Source organism: Pseudomonas sp. P135 (genome assembly GCF_020312125.1).
Lineage (GTDB): Bacteria > Pseudomonadota > Gammaproteobacteria > Pseudomonadales > Pseudomonadaceae > Aquipseudomonas > Aquipseudomonas fragariae.
This window is the reverse complement of sequence record NZ_JAGPYR010000005.1, coordinates 1-22,635: the sequence shown is the minus strand read 5'-3', so window position 1 is coordinate 22,635 and position 22,635 is coordinate 1. Positions and strand designations below refer to the sequence as shown.

Below are 22,635 nucleotides of genomic sequence, written 5' to 3'. Positions count from 1 at the left end.
GGACGCTCAAATCCTTCGCGCCTTAACATCACTAGAATCCGGCATCACGCATGAAAGTCTTCACAAAAAACGATTCAGCTCTAGGTTCCAATTAAGCTGAGTTGCGCAGGAAAAGTCTGTCACTGGATACCGGGACATCCTGCGCAACCTGGCGGTTACTACTCAGCTGGCGCGGTTATCGAACGTAAAACCTCTTCTCTGCGGGGCTCCTGGTTGGGCTCCTTGTTCAGCGCCCGGGAGATCGCCTGGCCCAGTGCGCTGACCTGAGGCGCCCTGACCAGCGTTTCGTGGGTGCCGGGAAGCTCAGTAACGTTCACCGGGGAATCGAGCAAGGCCGTCCAGCCCAGCAGCGGATCGTCGCGCTCCTCTGCACTGGCGGTAAACAGTGTCACCGTAAGTGGGGCAGGCGGGCTGACATAGTTACCGATGGCGATATGGGTTGCATGGGCCACAGCAAGATGGCTGCGTAACAAGGTGGCATCGACGTCCTGTGGCAGTTCCTCCGGGAGCAGGCGGTGTGCCATGCACAGTGCCAGCATTTCATCGATGGCATCCGTGCCGGCCAGCTCGGTGAGCTGCCGGAATACTTCGGGGTCGAGCTGCTCTGGTAGCCAGTCCATCAGGAATTGACCTTCGCTCAATGCCTCCGGCGCTTGCTGCTCAAGACGCGCGGAGGTGTCGATGATGCCCAGGAACTCCAGTTTTTCACCGCTGGATTGCAGCTGGCGGGCCATTTCATAAGCGATAAGACCACCTGCAGACCAGCCGCCGATCCGGTAAGGCCCTTTCGGTTGTACCTGGCGAATCGCCGCCAGGTAACGCGCAGCCATGGCCGGCACCTCAAACAGCGGCGTCTCTCCAGCCGCCAGACCACTGGCGGCCAAGCCATACAGCGGCACCTGCGGGTCGATTGCCGCGGCCAGATCGCGCACGTACTGCACTTCGCCGCCCAGTGGGTGCACCAGAAACAGCGGTCTTTGCGAGCCAGTGCGGCGGACCGGCACCAGGTTGCTGTGCTGGCCGGGGCGTGCCTGGCCGTCCAGGGTTCTGGCAAAACCGGCAATGGTCGGCTCGATGAACAGATCGCGGACCGCGATCGGTTTGCCGAGCACCTTGCGCAGGCGCGAGGCCATTTGCACCGCCATCAGCGAAATACCGCCCAGCTTGAAGAAGTCGTCATGGCGACTGACCTTTTCCAGCTTGAGCAACTCTTTCCAGAGGTTGGCGAGGGCGATCTCGGTCTCGCCTTCGGGCGCTTCGTAAGGCAGGGCTTCAGGCTGTTCGTCTTCGACCGTCGCAGCGATAGTCGCGGTATGCGCCGAACGCGGCAGCGCTGGCGTGTTGTCCAGCACTTGGCCAATCGACTGCCGAGCGTCGCTCACCATGTTCTCCAGAACTCTTGCAAACAGCTGCATGATGGCCTGCGCAGTGGTTTTGTCGAACAGGTCGCTGGAGTATTGCAGGCCGCCGCTCAGGCTTTCGCTGGAATCCACCAGTGACAACGACAGGTCGAACTGAGTGGTGTGATGCTCGCTGTCCAGCAACTCGACTTCCAGGTCAGGTAATTGCAACAGCGAAGGCGGCGTATTATCCAGGCTCAACATCACCTGGAACAACGGGCTGTGGCTCATGTTGCGGGTTGGCTGCAAGGCGCTCACCACTTGCTCGAACGGCAAGTCCTGATGATTGTAGGCAGCCAGCGTAAGGCTCTTGATCCGGTCGAGCATGTCGTTCAAACGCGTCTCTCGGTCGGTTGCCACACGCAATGCCAGCGTATTGGCAAAGAAGCCGATCATTGGCTCCAGCTCGGGATGCTGGCGGTTAGCGACAGGCGTACCTACCACCACATCGGTCTGCCCGCTCAGGTGGCTCATGAGCATCGACCATCCTGCCAGCAGAACCATGAACGGCGTGCTGCCTTGAGCCTGGCTGAAGGCACGCAAGTCGGCACTCAATGCTGGCGAAAACACATGCTCGACCATCCCGCCGGTATAGCTCTGGATGGCCGGGCGCGGACGGTCCAGTGGCAGATTCAACACACTCGGCGCACCTTCCAGATGCTTGCGCCAGAAGTCGATCTGGGCCTGCAGGGCGGGGCCGTCGAGGGATTGCCGTTGCCAGGCGGCGTAGTCCACGTATTGCAGTGGCAGCGCGGGCAGCGGGTCTTTCTGGCCTTGACTGAAGGCGGCGTAAAGCGCGCTCACTTCCTGAGCAAGGACGCTGTTGGACCAGCCGTCGGAGACGATGTGATGCAACGTGATCAACAGCACATGCTCAGCATCCGCAACCCGCAGCAAATGCCCGCGCAGCATCGGCCCCTTGGTCAGATCGAACAGTTGCGTGGCATTTTCCTGACCCAGACGGGCCAGGGTCGAAGTGCGCTCGTCACCGGACAGGTCGCGCAGATCCTGTTTCAACAACGGAAAGCGGCTATCGGCCGGAGCGATCTTCTGCACCGGTTCACCGTCCACCAGTTCAAAACGCGTGCGCAGGGTTTCGTGGCGGGCAACCAGGCGATCCAGCGTTGCCTCCAGGGCAGCGGTGTCAAGTGCCCCTGTAAGGCGCAACGCCATCGGCAAGTGATAGGCCGCACCCGCGGCGTGATCCAGGTGATCGAGGAACCACAAGCGCTGCTGGGAAAAGGACAGCGGCAGACGGCCAGAGCGATTGGCCCTCGGAATCGATTGTGCTTCACCTGGCGCTGCGGCGTTGACCAGTGAAGCCAGGCCACGCACGGTCGGGGCGTCGAAGAGTTCACGCAAGGTGATTCGTGTACCAAGTTTGCGCCGCAGTCGCGACAGCAACTGCACGGCGAGCAACGAATGACCACCCAGTTCAAGGAAGCCGTCGTTGCGACCTACCTGGTCCAGATGCAACAAGGCTTTCCATATCTCGGCGATGGCCTCTTCGGTTTCGCCTTGCGGCGCCTCGTAAACCTTGCTGGCCAACGCATCCTGACCGGGGGCCGGCAGCGCACGGCGGTCGAGTTTGCCGTTGGCGGTCAGCGGCAGGGCGTCCAGCTGGACGAAAGCGCTGGGCACCATGTACTCCGGCAGATGCCTGAGCAATTCGCTGCGCAAGTGTTCGGCTGCCACCGATTCACCACAGACATAAGCGACCAGGCGCTGGCTGTCCGAATCACCCTGGCTGTCGTTGCGGGCAATCACCACCACCTCGCGGATGCCTGGTACGGCCAGCAGAACGTTTTCGATTTCACCCAGCTCGATACGGAAACCGCGAACCTTCACCTGGAAGTCGTTGCGGCCCATGTATTCCAGCGTGCCGTCTGCCAGCCAGCGACCCAGGTCGCCGGTTTTGTAAAGCCGGGCGTTGGCGACATCGGAGAACGGGTCAACGATGAAACGCTCGGCACTCAGCTCGTCACGGTTGAGGTAGCCACGGGCCACACCGCTACCGCCGATATGAATTTCCCCGGCGACGCCCAGTGGTGCCGGCTCGCCACGCGCATCCAGAACATGCACCTGGACGTTGGCAATAGGCCGGCCGATGCTTGGTTTTTCACCCAGGTCGCGGATCAGATCGATGGTCGCGTCCACTGTGCACTCGGTCGGGCCATACATGTTGTAGAAGCGGATGGTCGGGCAGTTACGCAGTTTCTCCCAGGTGCTGGCGTTGATCGCCTCACCACCCAGCAGCACGCTGACCGGCTGATAGCTGCTGCGTTCCAGCAGACCGGCCGAGAGCAGGGTGTCGAGCTGCGACGGGGTGGAGTCGAAGGCATGAACCTGATGCGCTTCGAGGAAGTCCAGCAGTTCGCTGCCGTTGGCACGCAGCAGTTGCGGGATGATCACCAGCTTGTGGCCAGAGAACAATTGCGAGATGCCTTTGATCGACATGTCGAAGAAGAAGCCGGCATTCAGCGCCACAGTGGCCGGTGTCGGGCAATGCTGATGGGTCGTGCGGGTCAGCACGTTCCAGAAGTTGAACACCGAGCGGTGCTCGACCATGACACCTTTCGACTGGCCGGTCGAGCCTGAGGTGTAGATCACGTAGGCCAGGTTTTCCGCCGTCAGGCCGTCGACCACGGGATTGGCGTCGAACGCCTGATCATCCGCCGCGAGCAGCGATTCAGCGCTGTCCAGCAGCATCAACGGCGTGTCGCCGACCGGCAGGCTGAGCGCGCCCTGCGTCAGCAGCGCGCGCGGCTGACTGTCCTGCAGCATGAAGGCCATACGGTCAGCAGGGTGGGCAGGGTCAATCGGCACGTAGGCGGCACCGGACTTGAGCACGCCCAGCAGGCCGACAATCATGTCCAGGCTGCGTTCGGCGCAGATGGCCACGCGCTCGTCCGGCTGCACACCGAGTTGCAGCAACTGCCGGGCCACGTGGTTGGCGCGGCGGTTGAGCTGGCGATAGCTCAGTTGGCGGTCTTCGTAGACCAGCGCTACGGCATCAGGATTACGGCGGACCTGGTCTTCGAACAGGGCATGGATCGGCACGGCCGGTGCGAAGTCGCTGGCGGTGTCGTTGAAGTCATTGAGCAGCAGCTGCCGCTCGGCTTGCGGAATCACTTCAAGACTGCTCGCCAGGCGTGCCGGATCCTGCTCAAGGGCGTTGACCAGCTCGGCAACCGCCTGACCGAGGTAGGCGGCAATCCGGTGCGGATCGATGCCATCTATAGACTGCGCGGTCAGCGAAAAGCCATTGGCCTCATTGGCTACGGCAATTTCGATCGGGTAGTTGGTACGGGTTTCGGAGCCCAGGAAATGAACACCTTCCTGCTCCTCGCCCATGTCCTCGATGTTTTCCCCGGCAGTGTTCACCAGATCACCGTGACGGCAATTGAGGATCACGGTGAACATCGGCAGCGATGCATCCACTGCGCTGCAGCGCTGCGCCAGGGCCAGAGGCGCCTGCTCGTGGGTCAGCAGCCCGCTCAGCTGTTGGTAGGCATCCTGAACGATATCGCGCACGCTGTTTTGTTGCAGGCGAATACGCATCGGCAAGGTATTGATGAACATCCCCAGCGCATGGTTGGCGCCGGAGGTGCCCTGGGAACGTCCCGAAAGCACGGTACCGAAAATCCCGTCGTCACGGCCGCTGGTGGCGGCCACCACCAACCCCCATGCCGCGTGGAACAGCACCGAGGTTGGTACGCCCTGGGCCCGTGCGGTGCTGTGGATCCGCGCGCTGAGATCGTCGCTCAGATCCTGCACCGAACGCAGGATTGTTGCATCGCCGCCACGCACATCGAGCACGCCGTAGGGCGCAGTGGTGGTATCGACATCGCCCAGCAGTTGACGGAAGTAGGCTTCATGTTCGGCCTGGGAAACACACGCGGCCCGGGCGATGAAGTTGCGGTACGGCTGGGATGGCGGCAGGGCGTCGGCGCGTCCGTCCATCACTGCCTGGATCTCGCCCATGATCAGGCGCAGGGTAACGTTGTCACTGATCAGGTGATGGTCCAGCAGTGCCATCAGCCACTTTTCCTGCCGGGTATCGTAAGTGATATACGCGGCTATCAGCGGTGCCTGTTGCAGGTCCAGGCGCATATGGTAGGTATTGGTGCGTTCGCGCAGCATCTGCAAGGCGTCTTCACCCGGCGCGGTGTCGAGCTGAATGACTGGCAACTGTGCCTGACGATGCACCACCTGCACCGGCTGCGGCAGACCCTGCCAGCGCAGGGAGCTGCGCATGATGTCGTGGCGGTTGATCACCACTTGCAGCGCGCCGAGGAATTTGTCGAGCAACGCACGGCTGTCGAACGTCGCTAGGGTGCGCATCAGGTAGGCGTCGCCTTCTGACTGCAACAGATGGTGAAACAGGATGCCTTCCTGCAACGATGACAGTGGATAGATATCCTGAACATTGGCGACGCCGCCTGGCACATCGGCAACGATATGCTCCAGTTCCTGCCGGGTCAGTTTCACCAACGGCAGCATGTCCGGGGTCAGCGCCGTGCAATCGACGGGAATCAGGTTCGCCGGGGCGACCCGTTCCGCCGCAGTACCGCCCGCCAGGACCGCGGCCATGGCTTGCAGGGTTGGTGCCGAGAACACCGTACTCACGTCCAGCAACAAGCCGATCTGACGCAAGCGCTCGATCAGGCTGATGACGAGGAAGGAGTGACCACCCAGTTCGAAGAAGTGATCCTGACGACCGACACGTTCAACCCCGAGCAATTCCTGCCAGGCAGCGGCCAGGGTCGTTTCGATAGCGCCTAGCGGTGCTTCGTAGTCACGACTCACCGTCGCGAACTGGTCCGGCGCGGGCAGGGCGGCACGGTCCAGCTTGCCGTTGGTGGTCAATGGCCAGGTTTCAAGGGTCACAAAGGCACTGGGCAGCATGTGTTCGGCCAGCACGCTGGCCAGTTGGCTGCGCAGCAGCGCTGACTCGGGAGCAGCGCCGTCCTCGGCAATCAGGTAGGCGACCAGGCGTTTGTCGCCAGGGCGATCCTCACGCAAGATAACCATTGCTTCACGGACCTCCGGGCAGGCGAGCAATTGCGCCTCGATCTCGCCCAATTCGATACGAAAGCCGCGAATCTTGATTTGCGAGTCATTACGGCCGACGTAGACCACACCGCCGTCGCTGCGGTAGTGCGCAACGTCACCGGTACGATAGAGGCGAGCGCCGTTTTGCATGGCATACGGGTCGGCAATAAAACGTTCGGCATTCAGTTCCGTGCGGTTCAGGTAATGCCGGGCAACGCCGGCGCCGCCGATATAAATCTCGCCATTGACGCCCACCGGTACCGGCTGCTGATAGTCATCGAGGATACGCAGGCACAGGTCGTCCAGTGCCGGGCCGATCAGGCTTGGCATGGCGGTGTCGATTTCCGACTGGCTGATCGGGTAGTAGGTGGCATGCACGGTGATTTCCGTGATCCCGTACATGTTCACCAGACGGGTACGCGACAGCGGTGTGCGTGCGGTCCAGGGCTGCAGGCTGCGGAAGTCCAAAGCCTCACCACCGAACACCACTTCACGCAGCGCATGCTCCTGCGGGCTGCGTTCGCGGGCCTGGATGAACTGGCGGAAAGCGCTTGGCGTCTGGTTCAGAACGGTGACCTGCTGCTCGCAGACCAGCGCATAGAAGTCATCCGGCGAACGCGCCACCTCACTCGGGACGATGACCAGTTTGCCGCCGTAGCACAGCGCGCCCCAGATTTCCCAGACCGAGAAGTCGAAGGCGAAGGAGTGGAACAGCGTCCAGACATCCTCATGCCCGAAGTTGAATTGCCCGGCGGTGGCGTCGAACAGGCGTGCCACGTTGCCGTGCTCGACCAGCACACCTTTGGGCAGGCCTGTCGACCCTGAGGTGTAAATGACATACGCCAAATGCTCGCGAGACAGTCCCAGCGCAGCAGGCTCAGAGTTGCGGTCCAGTGATTCATCTGCCAAATCGGCACTGTCGTTGTCCGCGCCGAGGGTCAGTACCGGCACGCTGTGTGCCGGCAGCACGTCAAGGCAGGCCGACTGGGCCAGCAACGCCACCGGCGCACTGTCTGTCAGCAGGTAGCCGAGACGCTCGGTGGGGTAAGTCGGGTCCAGCGGTACGTAGGCCGCACCGGACTTGAGCACGGCCAGCACTGCGCAGATCATCTGCGTACCACGCTCTGCGAGGATCGCCACCCGGTCATCGGGACGCACGCCTTGGGCGAGTAGTTCATGGGCCAGGCGGTTGGCTCGGCGATTGAGCGCCTGGTAGCTCACCTCATGCCGGCCAAAGACCAGCGCGATGTTCTGCGGATGGGCGGCGGCGAACTGTTCAAAGCGCTGATGCACCATCAGCCCCGAGGCGAATACCGCCTTGGGCTGCAGTAGCGCTGGCGAGGCCAGGCGCTGCGCCGGGCTGAGCAACGGCAGGCCGAGCACAGGTTGCGCGACATCCTCGACCATCGCTTCCAGCAGCGTATGGAAATGCTGGGCAAAACGCTCGACGGTGGAGCGATCGAAGAGATCGCTGGCGTATTCGATGACCCCGTTCAGGGCGCCGTTTTCGCTAGCCAGGGTCAGCATCAGGTCGAACTGCGCGGTTTCATGGGCTTGTAGCACGGGGTGCAGGCTAAGGCCCGGCAGCTTCAACTCGCCGCCGATGCTGGTGTTATCCAGCGACAGGGCGACCTGACACAGCGGGCTATGACTCATCGAGCGTGGCGGCTGCAAGGCTTCGATCACTTGCTCGAATGGAATGTCCTGATGCTCATTGGCCGCCAGCGTGGTCTGGCGGACCTGTTCCAGCAGTTGCGCCACGCTCGGGTTCTGCGTCAGATCAACGCGCAGGGCCAGGGTGTTGACGAAGAAACCGATCAGGTTCTCGGTTTCGGTGCGGCCACGGTTGGCGCTCGGCACACCTATCACCACATCGCGTTCGTTGCCCAGACGGGCCATAAGCACCGACCAGGCACTGAGCAGGCCCATGAACAAGGTGACGTTATGGGCCTGGCAGAAGCGCTCCAGACGCTGATGAAGCGCTGCGTCGATCGTCACGGGTACAGCGCCGCCGCGGTAGCTTTGCACCGCCGGACGTGGCCGGTCGGTGGGCAGCGACAGCAGCGTCGGCGCGCCACCCAGGTGCTCACGCCAGAAATCGGCCTGCTCGGCAAGGCGCTCGCCTGTGAAGGTGCGGCGTTGCCAGGCGGCGTAGTCGGCGTATTGGATTGACAGGGCCGGCAGCGGGTCCGACCGCTGCTCAGTGAAGGCCTGGTAGAGGGCGGTGAACTCGTTGATCAGCACCCCCACCGACCAGCCGTCGGAGATGATGTGGTGCTGGGTGATCAGCAACATGTGCTCATCATCCGCCAGGCGCAGCAGACGCCCGCGAATCAGCGGGCCCTGGCGCAGGTCAAACGGCGCAGCGGCCTCGCTGTCGGCGATGCGTGAAGCGTTGAGGCTGGCCTGTTCATAAGGCTGCGAGCGCAAGTCGTCTTCTGCCAGGGCGAAACCGCTGTCCGCCGCAGCGATGACCTGCACCGGCTGTTCACCGTGCAGCTCGAAGGTGGTGCGCAGGCTTTCATGACGTGCAACCAGACGGTCGAGCGCAGCCTTGAGCGCGCGGTGATCCAGCTCGCCGCGCAGCAGCAGCGACATCGGCATGTGGTAAGCACTGCTGGCACCAGGGTCGAGCCTGTCGAGGAACCATAGACGCTGCTGGGAAAAGGACAGTGCCAGCGGCGCGTTACGCTCGATGGGTTCGATGCTGTCGGAATCGACCGTTTGCAGGCCGTCGACCACCTTCGCCAGCTCGGCCACGGTCGGGTGATTGAACAGCTGGCGCAGCGCCATGTCACCGTTCAGTTGCTGACGCACACGGGAAACCAGTTGCGCAGCCAGCAGCGAATGACCGCCAAGCTCGAAGAAGCCGTCATGACGACCCACGCGTTCAAGGCCCAGCAGTTCCTGGAATATTTCCGCCAGGGCCTGTTCGGTGGCACCTTCCGGCGCAACGTAGGTTCGCTCGAACATCGCATTCAGGTCGGGGACCGGTAACGCCTTCTGATCAACCTTGCCATTGAGCGTCAGCGGCAAGGCATCCAGGCGTACGAACACACTCGGAACCATGTACTCCGCCAGATCGGCACTCAATTGCGCACGCAGATCCTCCGGATCAGGTGCATCAACGCCCGCATGCACGGTGTAGTAAGCCACCAGACGGGTGTCACCCGGGCTGGCTTCATGCGCCACCACCACGGAGTTGCGAACGCCGTCGCACAAATGCAGGACGCTTTCGATTTCGCCAAGCTCGACGCGGAAGCCGCGGACCTTGACCTGCCCATCGTTACGCGCCAGGTATTCAAGGTTACCGTCCGGCAACCAGCGCGCCAGGTCGCCGGTGCGATAGAGTCGCGCGCCGGCCTGCTGGCTGAACGGGTCTTCGCTGAAACGTTCAGCGGTCAGCTCCGGGCGGTTCAGGTAGCCGAGTGCGACGCCTGTGCCACCGATATAGATCTCGCCGACCACGCCCATCGGCACCGGCTCGCGCCGGGCGTCAAGCACATAGACCCGCACGTTGGCGTTGGGCTTGCCAATCGGCAGGCTGAGGGTGTCAGGCAGTACATCGAAGATTTCGTAGCTGGTGGCACAGGTGGTGCCCTCGGTCGGGCCATAGCCGTTGAACAGGCGTACCTGAGCGGAGTGCTCCCGGACCCGACGGAACGAGGCCGGATCAGCGCGCTCGCCGCCACACATGATCATACGCAGGCCTGCCAGGGCCTCGGGAATCAACCCGGCATACAGGTTGAACAGGGCGGTCGAGCTGATCATGGCTGTTACACCATGGCGCTTGAGCAGGGCGGCGAAGGCCACCGGCTCAAGCAGCACCTGCGGCTCGATAATCACCGACTGGCAGCCATTGAGCAATGCACCCCAGATTTCCGGAGTGCTGGCGTCGAACGCCGGGTTGGACGAAAACGCCACACGGTCCTCGGCGGAGAAGTCGTAGTAGCCGTTGTCCTGAACCAGCCGCACAATGCCGTTGTGGGTCACGATCACGCCCTTGGGCACACCGGTGGAGCCAGAGGTGTAGATGATGCACGCGGGGGTCTCGCCTGCGACTTCAGTTGCAGGCACGACTGGCTCTTGGTTCAGCGCTGACAGCTCCAGTGTGTCCAGATCCAGCCTTGGCGTCATGTCAGGTGCCGTCAGGTCGCTACGGCTCAGCAGCATGATGGCTTCGCTGTCCTCGAGCATGAAGCGCAGGCGCTCTTCAGGGGCCAGACGATCCAGCGCCAGATAAGCCGCGCCGCATTTGAGGGTGGCCAGCATGCTGGCCAGCAATTCCACCGAACGATCCAGCAGAATCGCCACCCGGGTTCCCGGTCCCACACCGTGTTTGCGCAGGTGCTGAGCCAGGGCATTGGCGCGGCTGTCGAGTTCAGCGTAGGTCAGTGTCTGCTCACCCTGGCGGACGGCAATTGCCTGCGGTGCAGCTTCGGCATGGGCCTCGAACAAGCGATGCATCAACTGACCGACAGGGTAGGTGCGCTCTGTGGCATTGATATCCTTCAGCAGGTACTCGCGCTCGGCAGTGTCGAGCAACGGTACCTGTTCCAGCACTTGCTGATCATCGGCCGCCATAGCCTCCAACAAGCGCAGGAAGTAGCCTCGATACCGACGCATGGTGCTTTCGTCGAACAGTGCCGTGGCGTACTCCAGCGTGCCGATCAGTTGCCCGTCCACCTCGCCGATGTCCAGCGCCAAGTCGAACTTTGCCGTATCACCGGCCACTGCGACGCCTTGCAGGGTCAGGTCGCCAAGCACCAGCGCGGTGTCCTCGTTGTTTTGCCATGACAGCATGGCCTGAAAAATCGGGCTGTGGGACAGGCTGCGTTGCGGTTGAACCACTTCAACCACTTGTTCGAACGGCAGGTCCTGATTTGCCTGGGCAGCCAGAGTTCGCTGTTTGACTTGCCGTACCAGCGCTTCGACGCTCGGCGTGCCTGAGAGGTCGACCCGTATAGCGAGGGTGTTGACGAAGAAGCCAATCAGGTTCTCCACCTCGGCGCTCATACGGTTGGCCACCGGCGTACCGATCACCACGTCATCCTGACCGGACAGCCGTCCCAACAGCGCGGCCCAGGCGCCCATGACGGTCATGAACAGACTGCTGCCGTGGCGTTGGTTCAAGGCCTTGAGGCCACGGGTCAATTGTGTATCGAGCACCAGTTCCAGCGTCTGCCCGCTGTAGTCCTGTTGCGCCGGACGTGGTCGGTCGGTCGGCAGGGTCAGCAAGGCCGGCGCACCAGCCAGGGCCTGCTGCCAGTACTGACGCTGTTGTTGCAGCACGTCGCCACTCAACCAGTCACGCTGCCACAGTGCGTAGTCGACGTATTGCACTGGCAAGGCCGGCAGTGGATCATCCGCACCCTGGCGGAAGGCGTCGTAAAGGGCACCCAGCTCGCGATTCAACACCCCGGTTGACCAGCCATCGGAGACGATGTGGTGCATGGTCACCAGCAACACGTGGTCGTCATCGGCCATGCGCACCAGACGCCCGCGCACCAGTGGTCCATTGACGAGGTCGAAGTGCTCGCTGGCCTCTTGTGCCGCGATGGCGAGCAGCTTGTCTTCGGCATCGGTCTGCCCGGCCAGTACCTGCAGTTGCAGTCTGAAACCTGTTTCTGCGGCAGAGATACGCTGCTCCGCAGGCTGTCCCTGCTCTTGGACAAAGGTCGTGCGCAGCGCCTCATGGCGGGCCACGATACGGTCCAGTGCGCGTTGCAGCGAAGCCTGATCAAGGTTGCCACGCAGACGCAGTCCCGCCGGAATATGGTAAGCGGCGCTGCCACCTTCCAGTTGCGCGAGTAACCATAGGCGCTGTTGGGCAAACGACAGCGGTAGCGCACCCGAACGTTGCACAGGCTTGATCGCCACGCGAGCGTTGTCCTGCGTGTTGCCCAGCCGCTCGGCGAACTGCCGCAGCACCGGTGCCGCGAAAAACACTGACGGTGAAACCTCCAGATTCAATTGCTGACGAACCTGAGCCAGTACGCGCATGACCAGCAATGAATGACCGCCGAGCGCGAAAAAGTCATCATGACGGCCGACTTGTGCGACGCCCAGCACATCGGCCCAGATTGCGGCGATTGCCGTCTCCAGCGGGCCATCGGCTGCTTCGAAATCATGCTGATCGAAGGCGTCGGCATCCGGCTCGGGCAACGCTCTTCGATCCAGTTTGCCGTTGGCGCTCAGCGGCAATGCGGCCATGCGCACGAACGCTGCCGGGATCATGTATTCCGGCAGGTTGAGTTGCAGTTGCTGGCGCAGCGCGCGCGGGGTCAGGGCAGGGCCAGACTCGTCGCGAGTGGCATATTCCACAAAATACGCGATCAGTTTCGGCGTGCCGCCGCTGTCCTCGCGAATCACGACGAGGCTTTCGCGCACACCTGCAACCTCGGCCAGGCGTGCTTCGATTTCGCCCAGCTCCAGACGCAACCCACGCAGCTTGGCCTGGGAGTCGTTGCGGCCGAGGAATTCGATATTGCCATCAGCCCGGTAGCGCGCCATGTCGCCGCTGCGGTACAGCCGTTCGCCCGCCACGAAGGGGTTGTCCATGAAGCGTTCGGCAGTCAGTTGCGGCAAATTCAGATAGCCGCGAGCAATACCCGCGCCGCCGATATACAGCTCGCCCGCGACACCCGGCGGAACCGCTTGGCCAAGCTCATCGAGCAGATAAATCCGCGTATTGGCCAATGCCCGACCAATCGGCAAGACCCCGTCGACCTGGCTGGTTGCCTCGAACTCGAAGCAGGTGCTGTCGATACTGGCTTCAGTGACACCGTAGGCCTGGACGATCTGCACGTGATCGCCACAAAGCTTGCGCAGTTGCCGGGCGCTGTGCGCGGTCCAGATATCCGAACCACAGACCACTGTGCGCATGAACGACAGGTCGTGCCCCGTCTCTTCCACCCAGCCCAGCAATGCGTTGAGTACGGCTGGCACGAAATCCGCAAATCCGATCGACTCCTCGCTCAACAGGCGGTAAAGCGCAGGCGGGTCCATCAATGTCTCGCGTGGGCACAGTACCAGTGTGCCGCCGAAAGCCAGAGAGCGGATCAGGTCGGCGCTGAACACATCGAAGGAAAACCCGGCCATCTGCAAGTGATTGAGTGGCGCGTGCAGTGCGTACAGTTGCTCCCACGCCGCGCTGACGGCGAACAATCCGCGATGCTCGACCATTACGCCTTTCGGCACGCCGGTGGAGCCCGAGGTGTAGATCACGTACGCCAGATTGTGCGCACCGAGTGTTTCCACCACCGGGTTGTCGCCACGCTCGGAGAGGGTGGTGCGCTGATCCTCATCGAGCAGCACCAGCGGCAAGTCCAGCGTCGGCAGATGCGCCTGCACATCACGCTGGGCCAACAGTGCCGACGGCGTACTGTCTTCAATCATGTAGGCCAGACGCTCGGCGGGGTAAGCCGGATCCAGTGGCACATAAGCAGCACCGGCCTTGAGCACACCGAGCACGCCGATCAGCATTTCCACGCCACGCTCGACGCAGATCGCCACCCGATCATCCGGTTTGATGCCCAGGCTGATCAGATGGTGAGCCACACGGTTGGCCTGACGGTTCAATTCGGCATAGCTCAAGCGCTGCGCCCCGAAGGCCACGGCGATGGCGTCGGGCTGCGCCTGAACCCTTTCTTCGAACAACTGATGAATCGTGCGATCCTGAGGGAAGGGCGCCTCTGTTGCGTTGAGGCCTGCCAGCAAATGTTCACGTTCGTCGGCACCCAGCAAGGCTACGTGCTCCAGCACCTGCTGGTCGTCGGCGACCATGGCCTCCAGCACACGCTGGAAGTAGCCCAGATAGCGCCGCATGGTGCTCTCGTCGAACAACGCTGTGGCGTACTCCAGCGTGCCGACCAGTTGCTCATCCACCTCGGCCATGTCCAGCGTCAGGTCGAATTGGGCAGTATCAGCGGCCAATTCGATGCTTTTCAGAGTCATGTCGCCGAGCGTCAGATCAGACGCCTCGTTGTTTTCCCACGACAACATGGCCTGGAAAATCGGGCTGTGGGACAGGCTGCGTAGCGGATTGATGACTTCCACGACTTGTTCGAACGGCAAGTCCTGATGCGCCTGGGCATCGAGAGTCTGCTGCTTGACCCGCGCCAGCAGCGTCTCTGCCGTGGGCTTGTCACTGAGGTCGACGCGGATGGCCAGAGTGTTGACGAACAGGCCCACCAGCCCTTCGACTTCGCTGCGAGTACGGTTGGCTACTGGCGTACCGATGACCACATCATCCTGGCCAGCCAGGCGTCCCAGCAGGCCGGCCCACGCGGCCATGACCGTCATGAACAGGGTGCTGCCGCGGCGTTGGCTCAATGCCTTGAGACCTCGGGTAAGGTCTTTGTCGAACACGACGGGCAGTGCTGCACCGGCATAGTCCTGCAGCGCCGGACGCGCACGGTCGGTGGGCAACATCAACAACGCCGGAGCATCTGCCAGGGTTTGCTGCCAGAAATTGCTTTGCTGTTGCAGCACATCGCCACTCAGCCAGCGACGTTGCCACACGGCGTAGTCCAGGTATTGCAGCTCCAGCGGCGCCAGCGGGTCGTCCTGGTCCTGACTGAATGCGGCATAGAGCGCGGACAATTCGCGGGTCAGCACATCAACCGACCAGCCATCGGAAACGATATGGTGCAGGGTCAGCAACAATACGTGATGGTCCTCGGCCATACGAATCAGGCGGCCACGAATCAACGGGCCCTGTTGCAGATCGAAGCTTTGCAGCGACTCTTCGCTGGCCAGTGCCTGAAGTTTTTCCTCGGCATCCGCCAACCCTTGCAGATCGTGCATTTGCAGGTTGAAACCGGTGTCCGCCGGGCTGATGCGTTGCACCGGCTGTCCGTCATCGCCCTGCATGAACGTGGTGCGTAAACCTTCGTGGCGCGCCACGATACGCTCCAACGCCCGTTGCAATGCCTTGAGATTCAGGTTGCCATGCAGGCTCAGGCCGGCAGGTATGTGGTAGGCCGCGCTGGCGCCTTCCATCTGGGCGAGAAACCACAGACGTTGCTGGCCGAATGACAATGGCCACGCCTGATCGCGTGCCACCGGTACGATGTCCGGCAATTTGCTGCGTCCGGCCTGAGCGATGGCTACGGCCAGGGCACTCAGTTCGGGATGGGCGAACAGTGCAGCCAGACCAAGTTCGACGCCCAATTGATGACGCACCTGGGAAATCAGGCGCATCGCCAGCAAGGAGTGGCCGCCCAGTTCAAAGAACTGATCATGACGGCCCACCCGTTCCAGATCGAGCAGGTTTTGCCAGATCTGCGCCAGCGCAATCTCGGTAGCCCCTTGAGGCTCCACGTGCTCGCGGCTGGCAAAGGCATCGTCAGCCGGAGCCGGCAAGGCCTTGCGGTCGAGCTTGCGGTTCGGCGTCAACGGCAGTTCATCAAGCAGCACGAACGCGCTCGGCAGCATGTACTCGGCCAGTTGCGGTGCCAGTTCGGCGCGCAGTTCAGCGGCTGTGATCTGGGTTTGCGGCTGGGCAACCACATAGGCCACGAGACGTTTTTCACCGGGATTGTCCTCCCGAGCGATCACCACCGCTTCCTTGACCCCTTTGCAATTGCCGAGACGGGCTTCGATTTCGCCCAGTTCGATGCGGAAACCGCGCACCTTGACTTGGAAATCGTTACGGCCCAGGTACTCGATCCGGCCGTCAGCCATGTAGCGTGCCAGGTCACCGGTTTTGTACATCCTGGCATCAGGGCTTTTGCTGAACGGATCAGCGAGGAAGCGCTCGGCGTTGACCTCTTCAAGGTTCAGGTAACCGCGTGCCACGCCGTCGCCGCCAATGTAGATTTCACCGGCCACGCCATACGGCACTGGCTGCTGATGAGCGTCGAGCAGGTAAATGCGCGTGTTGGCCATCGGCTTGCCGATGGTCGCATTGCCGCTGCCTTCGCTGCCGGCCGCAGCGTCGTAGCTGACGTAGGCCGCAGTGCAGGACACCGTCGCTTCGGTCGGCCCATAGGTGTTGATCAGACGAGTGTGCGCCGGGCGCACCTCGTCCCAGAGCTTGAGCTTCTGCGCCGACAATGCGTCACCTGTGACGTTGATCAGACGCACATGCTGCAGACGTTGCTCAGCAGCCTGCGGCTGGTTGTGCCATTCGGCAACCAGCGTATGCCAGTGCGCAGTGGTCAGGTGCAGGACGGTGGGTTGAATGCCATGGGTTTCAGTCCCTTCGCTGCCGAAGATCTCGCGGCTTGGTGCCAGGGTCGCGCCGGCCAGGAGTGCCGGGAAGATCTCTTCCACCGACAGGTCGAAGTTCAGGGTGTTCTGCTGCAGCACCGTGTCGCTCTGAGACAGGTCGAACAACCGCGCCGCATCGACGCTGTAGTTGACCAGGCCGCGATGCTCGATCATCACGCCCTTCGGATTACCGGTGGAGCCCGAGGTGTAGATCACATACGCCAGGTTGCGCACGCCGAGGGTCGGTACGACCGGGTTGTCATCACACTCGGCCAAGCCCTGGTATTGCTCGTCATCGAGCAATACCAGCGGCATGGACAATGCGGGCAAGCGCTCCTGCAAGCCGCGCTGAGTGAGCAACGCCGCTGGCTGGCTGTCGGTGATCATGTATGCCAGGCGCTCGGCCGGATAGGCCGGGTCAAGTGGTACATAAGCCGCCCCTGCCTTGAGCACACCGAGCAGGCCGATCATCATTTCCACGCCACGCTCGACACAGATCGCCACCCGATCATCCGGAACAATGCCCAGGCTGATCAGGTGATGAGCGAGACGGTTGGCCTGACGGTTCAAGTCGGCATAGCTCAGGCGCTGCCCCTGGACAGCCACGGCGATGGCATCAGGTTGTGTGCGGACCTGTGCTTCGAACAGGTGCTGAATGCACAGGTCCGTCGGGTAGTCCTGGCGCGTCTGGTTGAAGGTCTCCAGCAGCAGGTTGCGCTCGGCGGCAGGCAGCACATCCAGCTGCGTAACGGCCATCTGCGGTGTGTGCGCCAGCGCGTCGGTCAGTTGCTCCAGCGCGCACTGCATCATGGCGCACAGGCGTTGCGGATTTGCGGGCTGCATGCTGTGTATTATCAGGTCGAGCTCACTGCCGTAATCGTTGACCGACAAGCACAGCGGATAGTTGGTCCGCTCGGTGCCGTCGAGCAGGCGCATGCCCGGCCATTGCAACCGGCTGTCCTCGCCCTGGTGCCGGTAATTGAGCAGGCTGGAGAACAACGGCACCCCTGTGGCCACGCTACTGCAACGTTGGGCCAGGGCCAGTGACGCCTGCTCGTGGCTCAGTAATTCGCTGAGATCACGGTGTGTGGCCATGACCAGTTCCTGGGCGCCTTGTGTGGTCAGTTGCACGCGGACCGGCAGGGTGTTCATGAACATGCCCATGGCCCGCTCGGCGCCGGCCGTACCTTGCAGGCGGCCGGTGACCACGGTGCCGAACACCACGTCATCGCGACCGGTACAACGGGCCATCACCTGAGCCCAGGCGACATGGAACAGAACCGCCGGGGACATGCCGCGCTCCCGGGCCTGAGTCCGGATACGTGTGCAGAGGTCACTGCTCAATGCCAGTCTGGCCTCTTCGACGTCATTGCCGTCGCCCTGAACTTCCAGCAGTTCGAAAGGAGCGGTGGGTGAATCAACATCAGCCAGGCGGCGGGTGAAGTAAGCTTCGTGGGCACTTGAAGGGCTGGCGAGGGTCTGTGCGACAAAATCCCGGTAAGGCTGCGGTGGCAGCAGGTCTGCGCTCTGGCCTCGCATCAACAGGCGAATTTCTTCGAGTATGAGTTCCACGGTGACGTGGTCGCTGATCATGTGGTGATCAATCAGCGCCAGTAGCCAACGTTCCGAGTCTGGGTCGCGAGCAATGTAGGCCAGCAGCAGCGGTGCCTGTCGCAAATCAAGGCGCAGACGACCTGGATCACTTAGCCGGTCCATCTGACTGAGTGCGTCTTCATCCGGCGTCAGGGTGAGGGTATGGACCGGCAATTGCGCCTGGCGGTGCACCACTTGCACCGCTTGCGGCAGGCCGATCCAATGCACCGAGCTGCGCAGGATGTCATGGCGGTCGATAACCGTTTGCAGGCCCTCAAGAAAGGCGTCAAGGCGCGCACGGCTGTCGAACTCGATCATCGAGCGCATCAGGTAGGCGTCGCGCTCACGATTCAGCAGGTAATGGAACAGGATGCCGTCCTGAAGCGGTGCCAGCGGGTAGATGTCCTGGATATTGGCGGCTCCGCCGGGAACGGCGGAGGCGATCAGTTCAATCTGATCGACGCTCAGTTCCACCAGCGGCAACATGTCTGGCGTCAATTGCGTGCAATGGGCCGGAATGCGGTTGGCGGGTACCTGGAACAGAACGTGTTTGTCCTGACTGATGGCCAAGGCCATTTCACGCACGGTAGGCGCAGTGAATACAGTCTTTACGTTGAGATTCAGGCCCTGCTTGCGCAGACGTTCGATCAGAGAGACGGCCAGCAGTGAGTGGCCACCGAGCTCGAAGAAATGGTCATGACGCCCGACCTGCTCGACGCCCAGCAGGTCTTGCCAGATAAACGCGATCTTTTCCTCGATTTCACCTTGCGGTGCTTCGTAGCCACGGCTGATCAGCGCATCAGCATCCGGGGCTGGCAAGGCATTGCGGTCCAGCTTGCGGTTCGGCGTCAGCGGCAGTTCATCAAGCAGCACGAACGCGCTTGGCAGCATGTACTCGGCCAGTTGCGGTGCCAGTTCGGCGCGCAGGTCAGCGGCTGTGATCTGGCTTTGCGGCTCGGCAACCACATAGGCCACCAGGCGCTTGTCTCCCGGGTTATCTTCCCGAGCGACCACCACGGCTTCCTTGACCCCGGCGCAATTGCCCAGGCGGGCTTCGATTTCACCCAGTTCGATGCGGAAACCGCGAACCTTGACCTGGAAGTCGTTACGACCCAGGTACTCGATACGGCCGTCGACCATGTAGCGCGCCAGATCGCCGGTTTTGTACATTCTGGCATCAGGGCTGCTGCTGAACGGGTCCGTGAGGAAACGCTCGGCGTTGACCTCTTCAAGGTTCAGGTAACCCCGCGCCACGCCGTCGCCACCGATGAAAATCTCGCCGGCCACGCCAAACGGTACCGGCTGCTGGTGGGCATCAAGCAGGTAGATGCGCGTGTTGGCCATCGGCTTGCCGATGGTCGCGTTGCCGCTGCCTTCGCTGCCGGCCACGGCGTCATGGCTGACGTAGGCCGCGGTGCAGGATACCGTCGCTTCGGTTGGCCCGTAGGTGTTGATCAGGCGAGTGTGCGCAGGGCGCATCTCGTCCCAGAGCTTGAGCTTCTGCGCCGACAGTGCGTCACCCGTGACGTTGATCAGGCGCACATGCTGCAGGCGCTGAGCCGCCACCTGCGGTTGCTTGTGCCACTCGGCCACCAGCGTATGCCAGTGTGCGGCGGTCAAGTGCAGGACAGTCGGATTAATCCCGTGGTTTTCAGTCCCTTCGCTGCCGAAGATCTCGCGGCTCGGCGTCAGGGTGGCCCCCGCCAGCAAGGCCGGGAAGATTTCTTCCACCGACAGGTCGAAGTTCAGGGTGTTTTGTTGCAGCACGGTGTCGCTCTGGGACAGGCCGAACAGGCGTGCAGCATCGACGCTGTAGTTGACCAGACCGCGATGCTCGATCATCACGCCCTTCGGATTACCGGTGGAGCCCGAGGTGTAGATCACATACGCCAGGTTGCGCACGCCAAGGGCTTCCACCACAGGGTTATCGTCACGCTCGGTAAAGGTTTTGCGCTGATCATCGTCGAGCAACACCAGTGGCAAGGTCAGGGTCGGCAGATATTCCTGCAAGTGACGCTGGGTCAGTAACGCCGCTGGCTGGCTGTCTTCGATCATGTAGGCCAGGCGCTCGGCAGGGTAAGCCGGGTCCAGCGGCACATAAGCGGCACCGGCCTTGAGTACACCGAGCAGGCCGACCATCATTTCCACACCGCGTTCGACGCAGATCGCCACCCGATCATCCGGAACAATGCCCAGGCCGATCAGGTGATGAGCGAGACGGTTGGCCTGGCGGTTCAGTTCGGCATAGCTCAGGCGCTGCGCCTGGAAAGCCACGGCGATGGCATCCGGTTGCGTGCGGACCTGTGCTTCGAACAGGTGCTGAATGCACAGGTCCGTCGGGTAGTCCTGGCGGGTCTGGTTGAAGGTCTCCAGCAGCAGGTTGCGCTCGGCGGCGGGCAGCACATCCAGCTGCGTAACTTCCTTCTGTGGTGTGTGCGCCAGCGCGTCGGTCAATTGCTCCAACGCACACTGCATCATGGCGCACAGGCGTTGCGGATCCGCAGGTTGCACACTGTGTATCAACAGGCCCAGGTCACTGCCGTAATCGTTGACCGACAAGCACAGCGGATAGTTGGTGCGCTCGGCGCTGTCGAGCAGGCGCAGGCCCGGCCATTGCAACTGGCTGTCCTCGTTCTGGTGCCGGTAGTTGAGCAGGCTGGAGAACAACGGCACACCCGTGGACACGCTACTGCAGCGCTGGGCCAGGGCCAATGATGCCTGCTCGTGGCTCAGTAACTCGCTGAGATCACGGTGGGTGGCCATGACCAGTTCCTGGACACTTTGCGTGGCCAGTTGCACGCGAACCGGCAGGGTGTTCATGAACATGCCCATGGCCCGCTCGGCGCCTAACGTACCTTGCAGACGGCCGGTGACCGCGGTGCCGAACACCACATCATCGCGACCGGTACAACGTGCCAGCACCTGAGCCCAGGCGACATGGAACAGCACCGCCGGGGACATGCCGCGCTCCCGGGCCTGAGTCCGGATACGTGCGCAGAGGTCACTGCTCAATGCCAGTTCGGACTCTTCGACGTCATTGCCGTCGCCCTGAACTTCCAGCAGTTCGAACGGAGCGGTGGGTGAATCAACATCAGCCAGGCGGCGTGTGAAGTAAGCTTCGTGGGCACTTGAAGGGCTGGCGAGGGTCTGTGCGACAAACTCCCGATAAGGCTGCGGTGGCAGCAGGTCTGCGCTCTGGCCTCGCATCAACAGGCGAATTTCTTCGAGTATCAGTTCCAGGGTGACATGGTCGCTGATCATGTGGTGATCAATCAGCGCCAGTAGCCAACGTTCCGAGTCTGGGTCGCGAGCAATGTAGGCCAGCAGCAGCGGGGCCTGTCGCAGATCAAGGCGCAGACGACCTGGATCACTTAGACGATCCAGTTGGCTGAGTGCGTCTTCATCCGGCCTCAGGGTGAGGGTATGGATCGGCAATTGCGCCTGGCGGTGCACCACTTGCACCGCTTGCGGCAGGCCGACCCAATGCACTGAACTGCGCAGGACATCATGGCGGTCGATAACCGTTTGCAGGCCCTCAAGAAAGGCGTCAAGGCGCGCACGGCTGTCGAACTCGATCGTCGAGCGCACCAGGTAGGCGTCGCGTTCAAGACTCAGCAGGTAATGGAACAGAATGCCTTCTTGCAGCGGTGCCAGCGGGTAGATGTCCTGGATATTGGCGGCTCCGCCGGGAACCGCGGAGGCGATCAGTTCAATCTGAGCGACGCTCAGTTCCACCAGCGGCAACATGTCTGGCGTCAACTGCGTGCAATGGGCCGGAATGCGGTTGGCCGGCGCCCGGAACAGGGCTTGTTTTTCCTGGCTGATGGCCAAGGCCATTTCACGCACGCTGGGCGCAGTGAATACGGTGTTTACGTTGAGATTCAGGTCCTGCTTGCGCAGACGGTCGATCAGAGAGACGGCCAGCAGTGAGTGGCCGCCGAGTTCGAAGAAGTGGTCATGACGCCCGACCTGCTCGACGCCCAGCAGGTCTTGCCAGATTACCGCGATCTGCTCCTCGATTTCGCCTTGTGGGGCTTCGTAGCCACGGCTGATCAGCGCGTCACCGTCGGGTGCCGGCAGCGCCTTGCGATCCAGCTTGCCGTTCGAGGTCAGTGGCATCGCTTCAAGCAGCACATAAATGGCCGGAACCATGTACTCCGGCAACACTTGCTGCAGGTGACCGCGCAGGGTTTCGAGATCGACAGCAGTGTGCTCGGCAGACTGCGTGTAGTAAGCCACCAGACGTTTGTCGCCGGGTATGTCTTCGCGAGCAGTGACCACCGCTTCATGGACCGCCGGGTGTTTAGCCAGGGCGGCCTCGATTTCGCCGATTTCGATACGCAAGCCGCGGATCTTCACCTGAAAGTCATTA

At 62.1% G+C, this 22,635-nt stretch carries 1 protein-coding gene; it reads right to left on the bottom strand.

Features of this window, described 5'->3' with window-relative positions; translation table 11 throughout:
- Nucleotides 1-158: 158 nt before the first annotated feature.
- On the bottom strand, nucleotides 159-22,635 hold a 22,477-nt coding region (syrE, locus tag KBY08_RS09110), incomplete at its 5' end, for a syringomycin E biosynthesis non-ribosomal peptide synthetase SyrE (protein WP_263870057.1).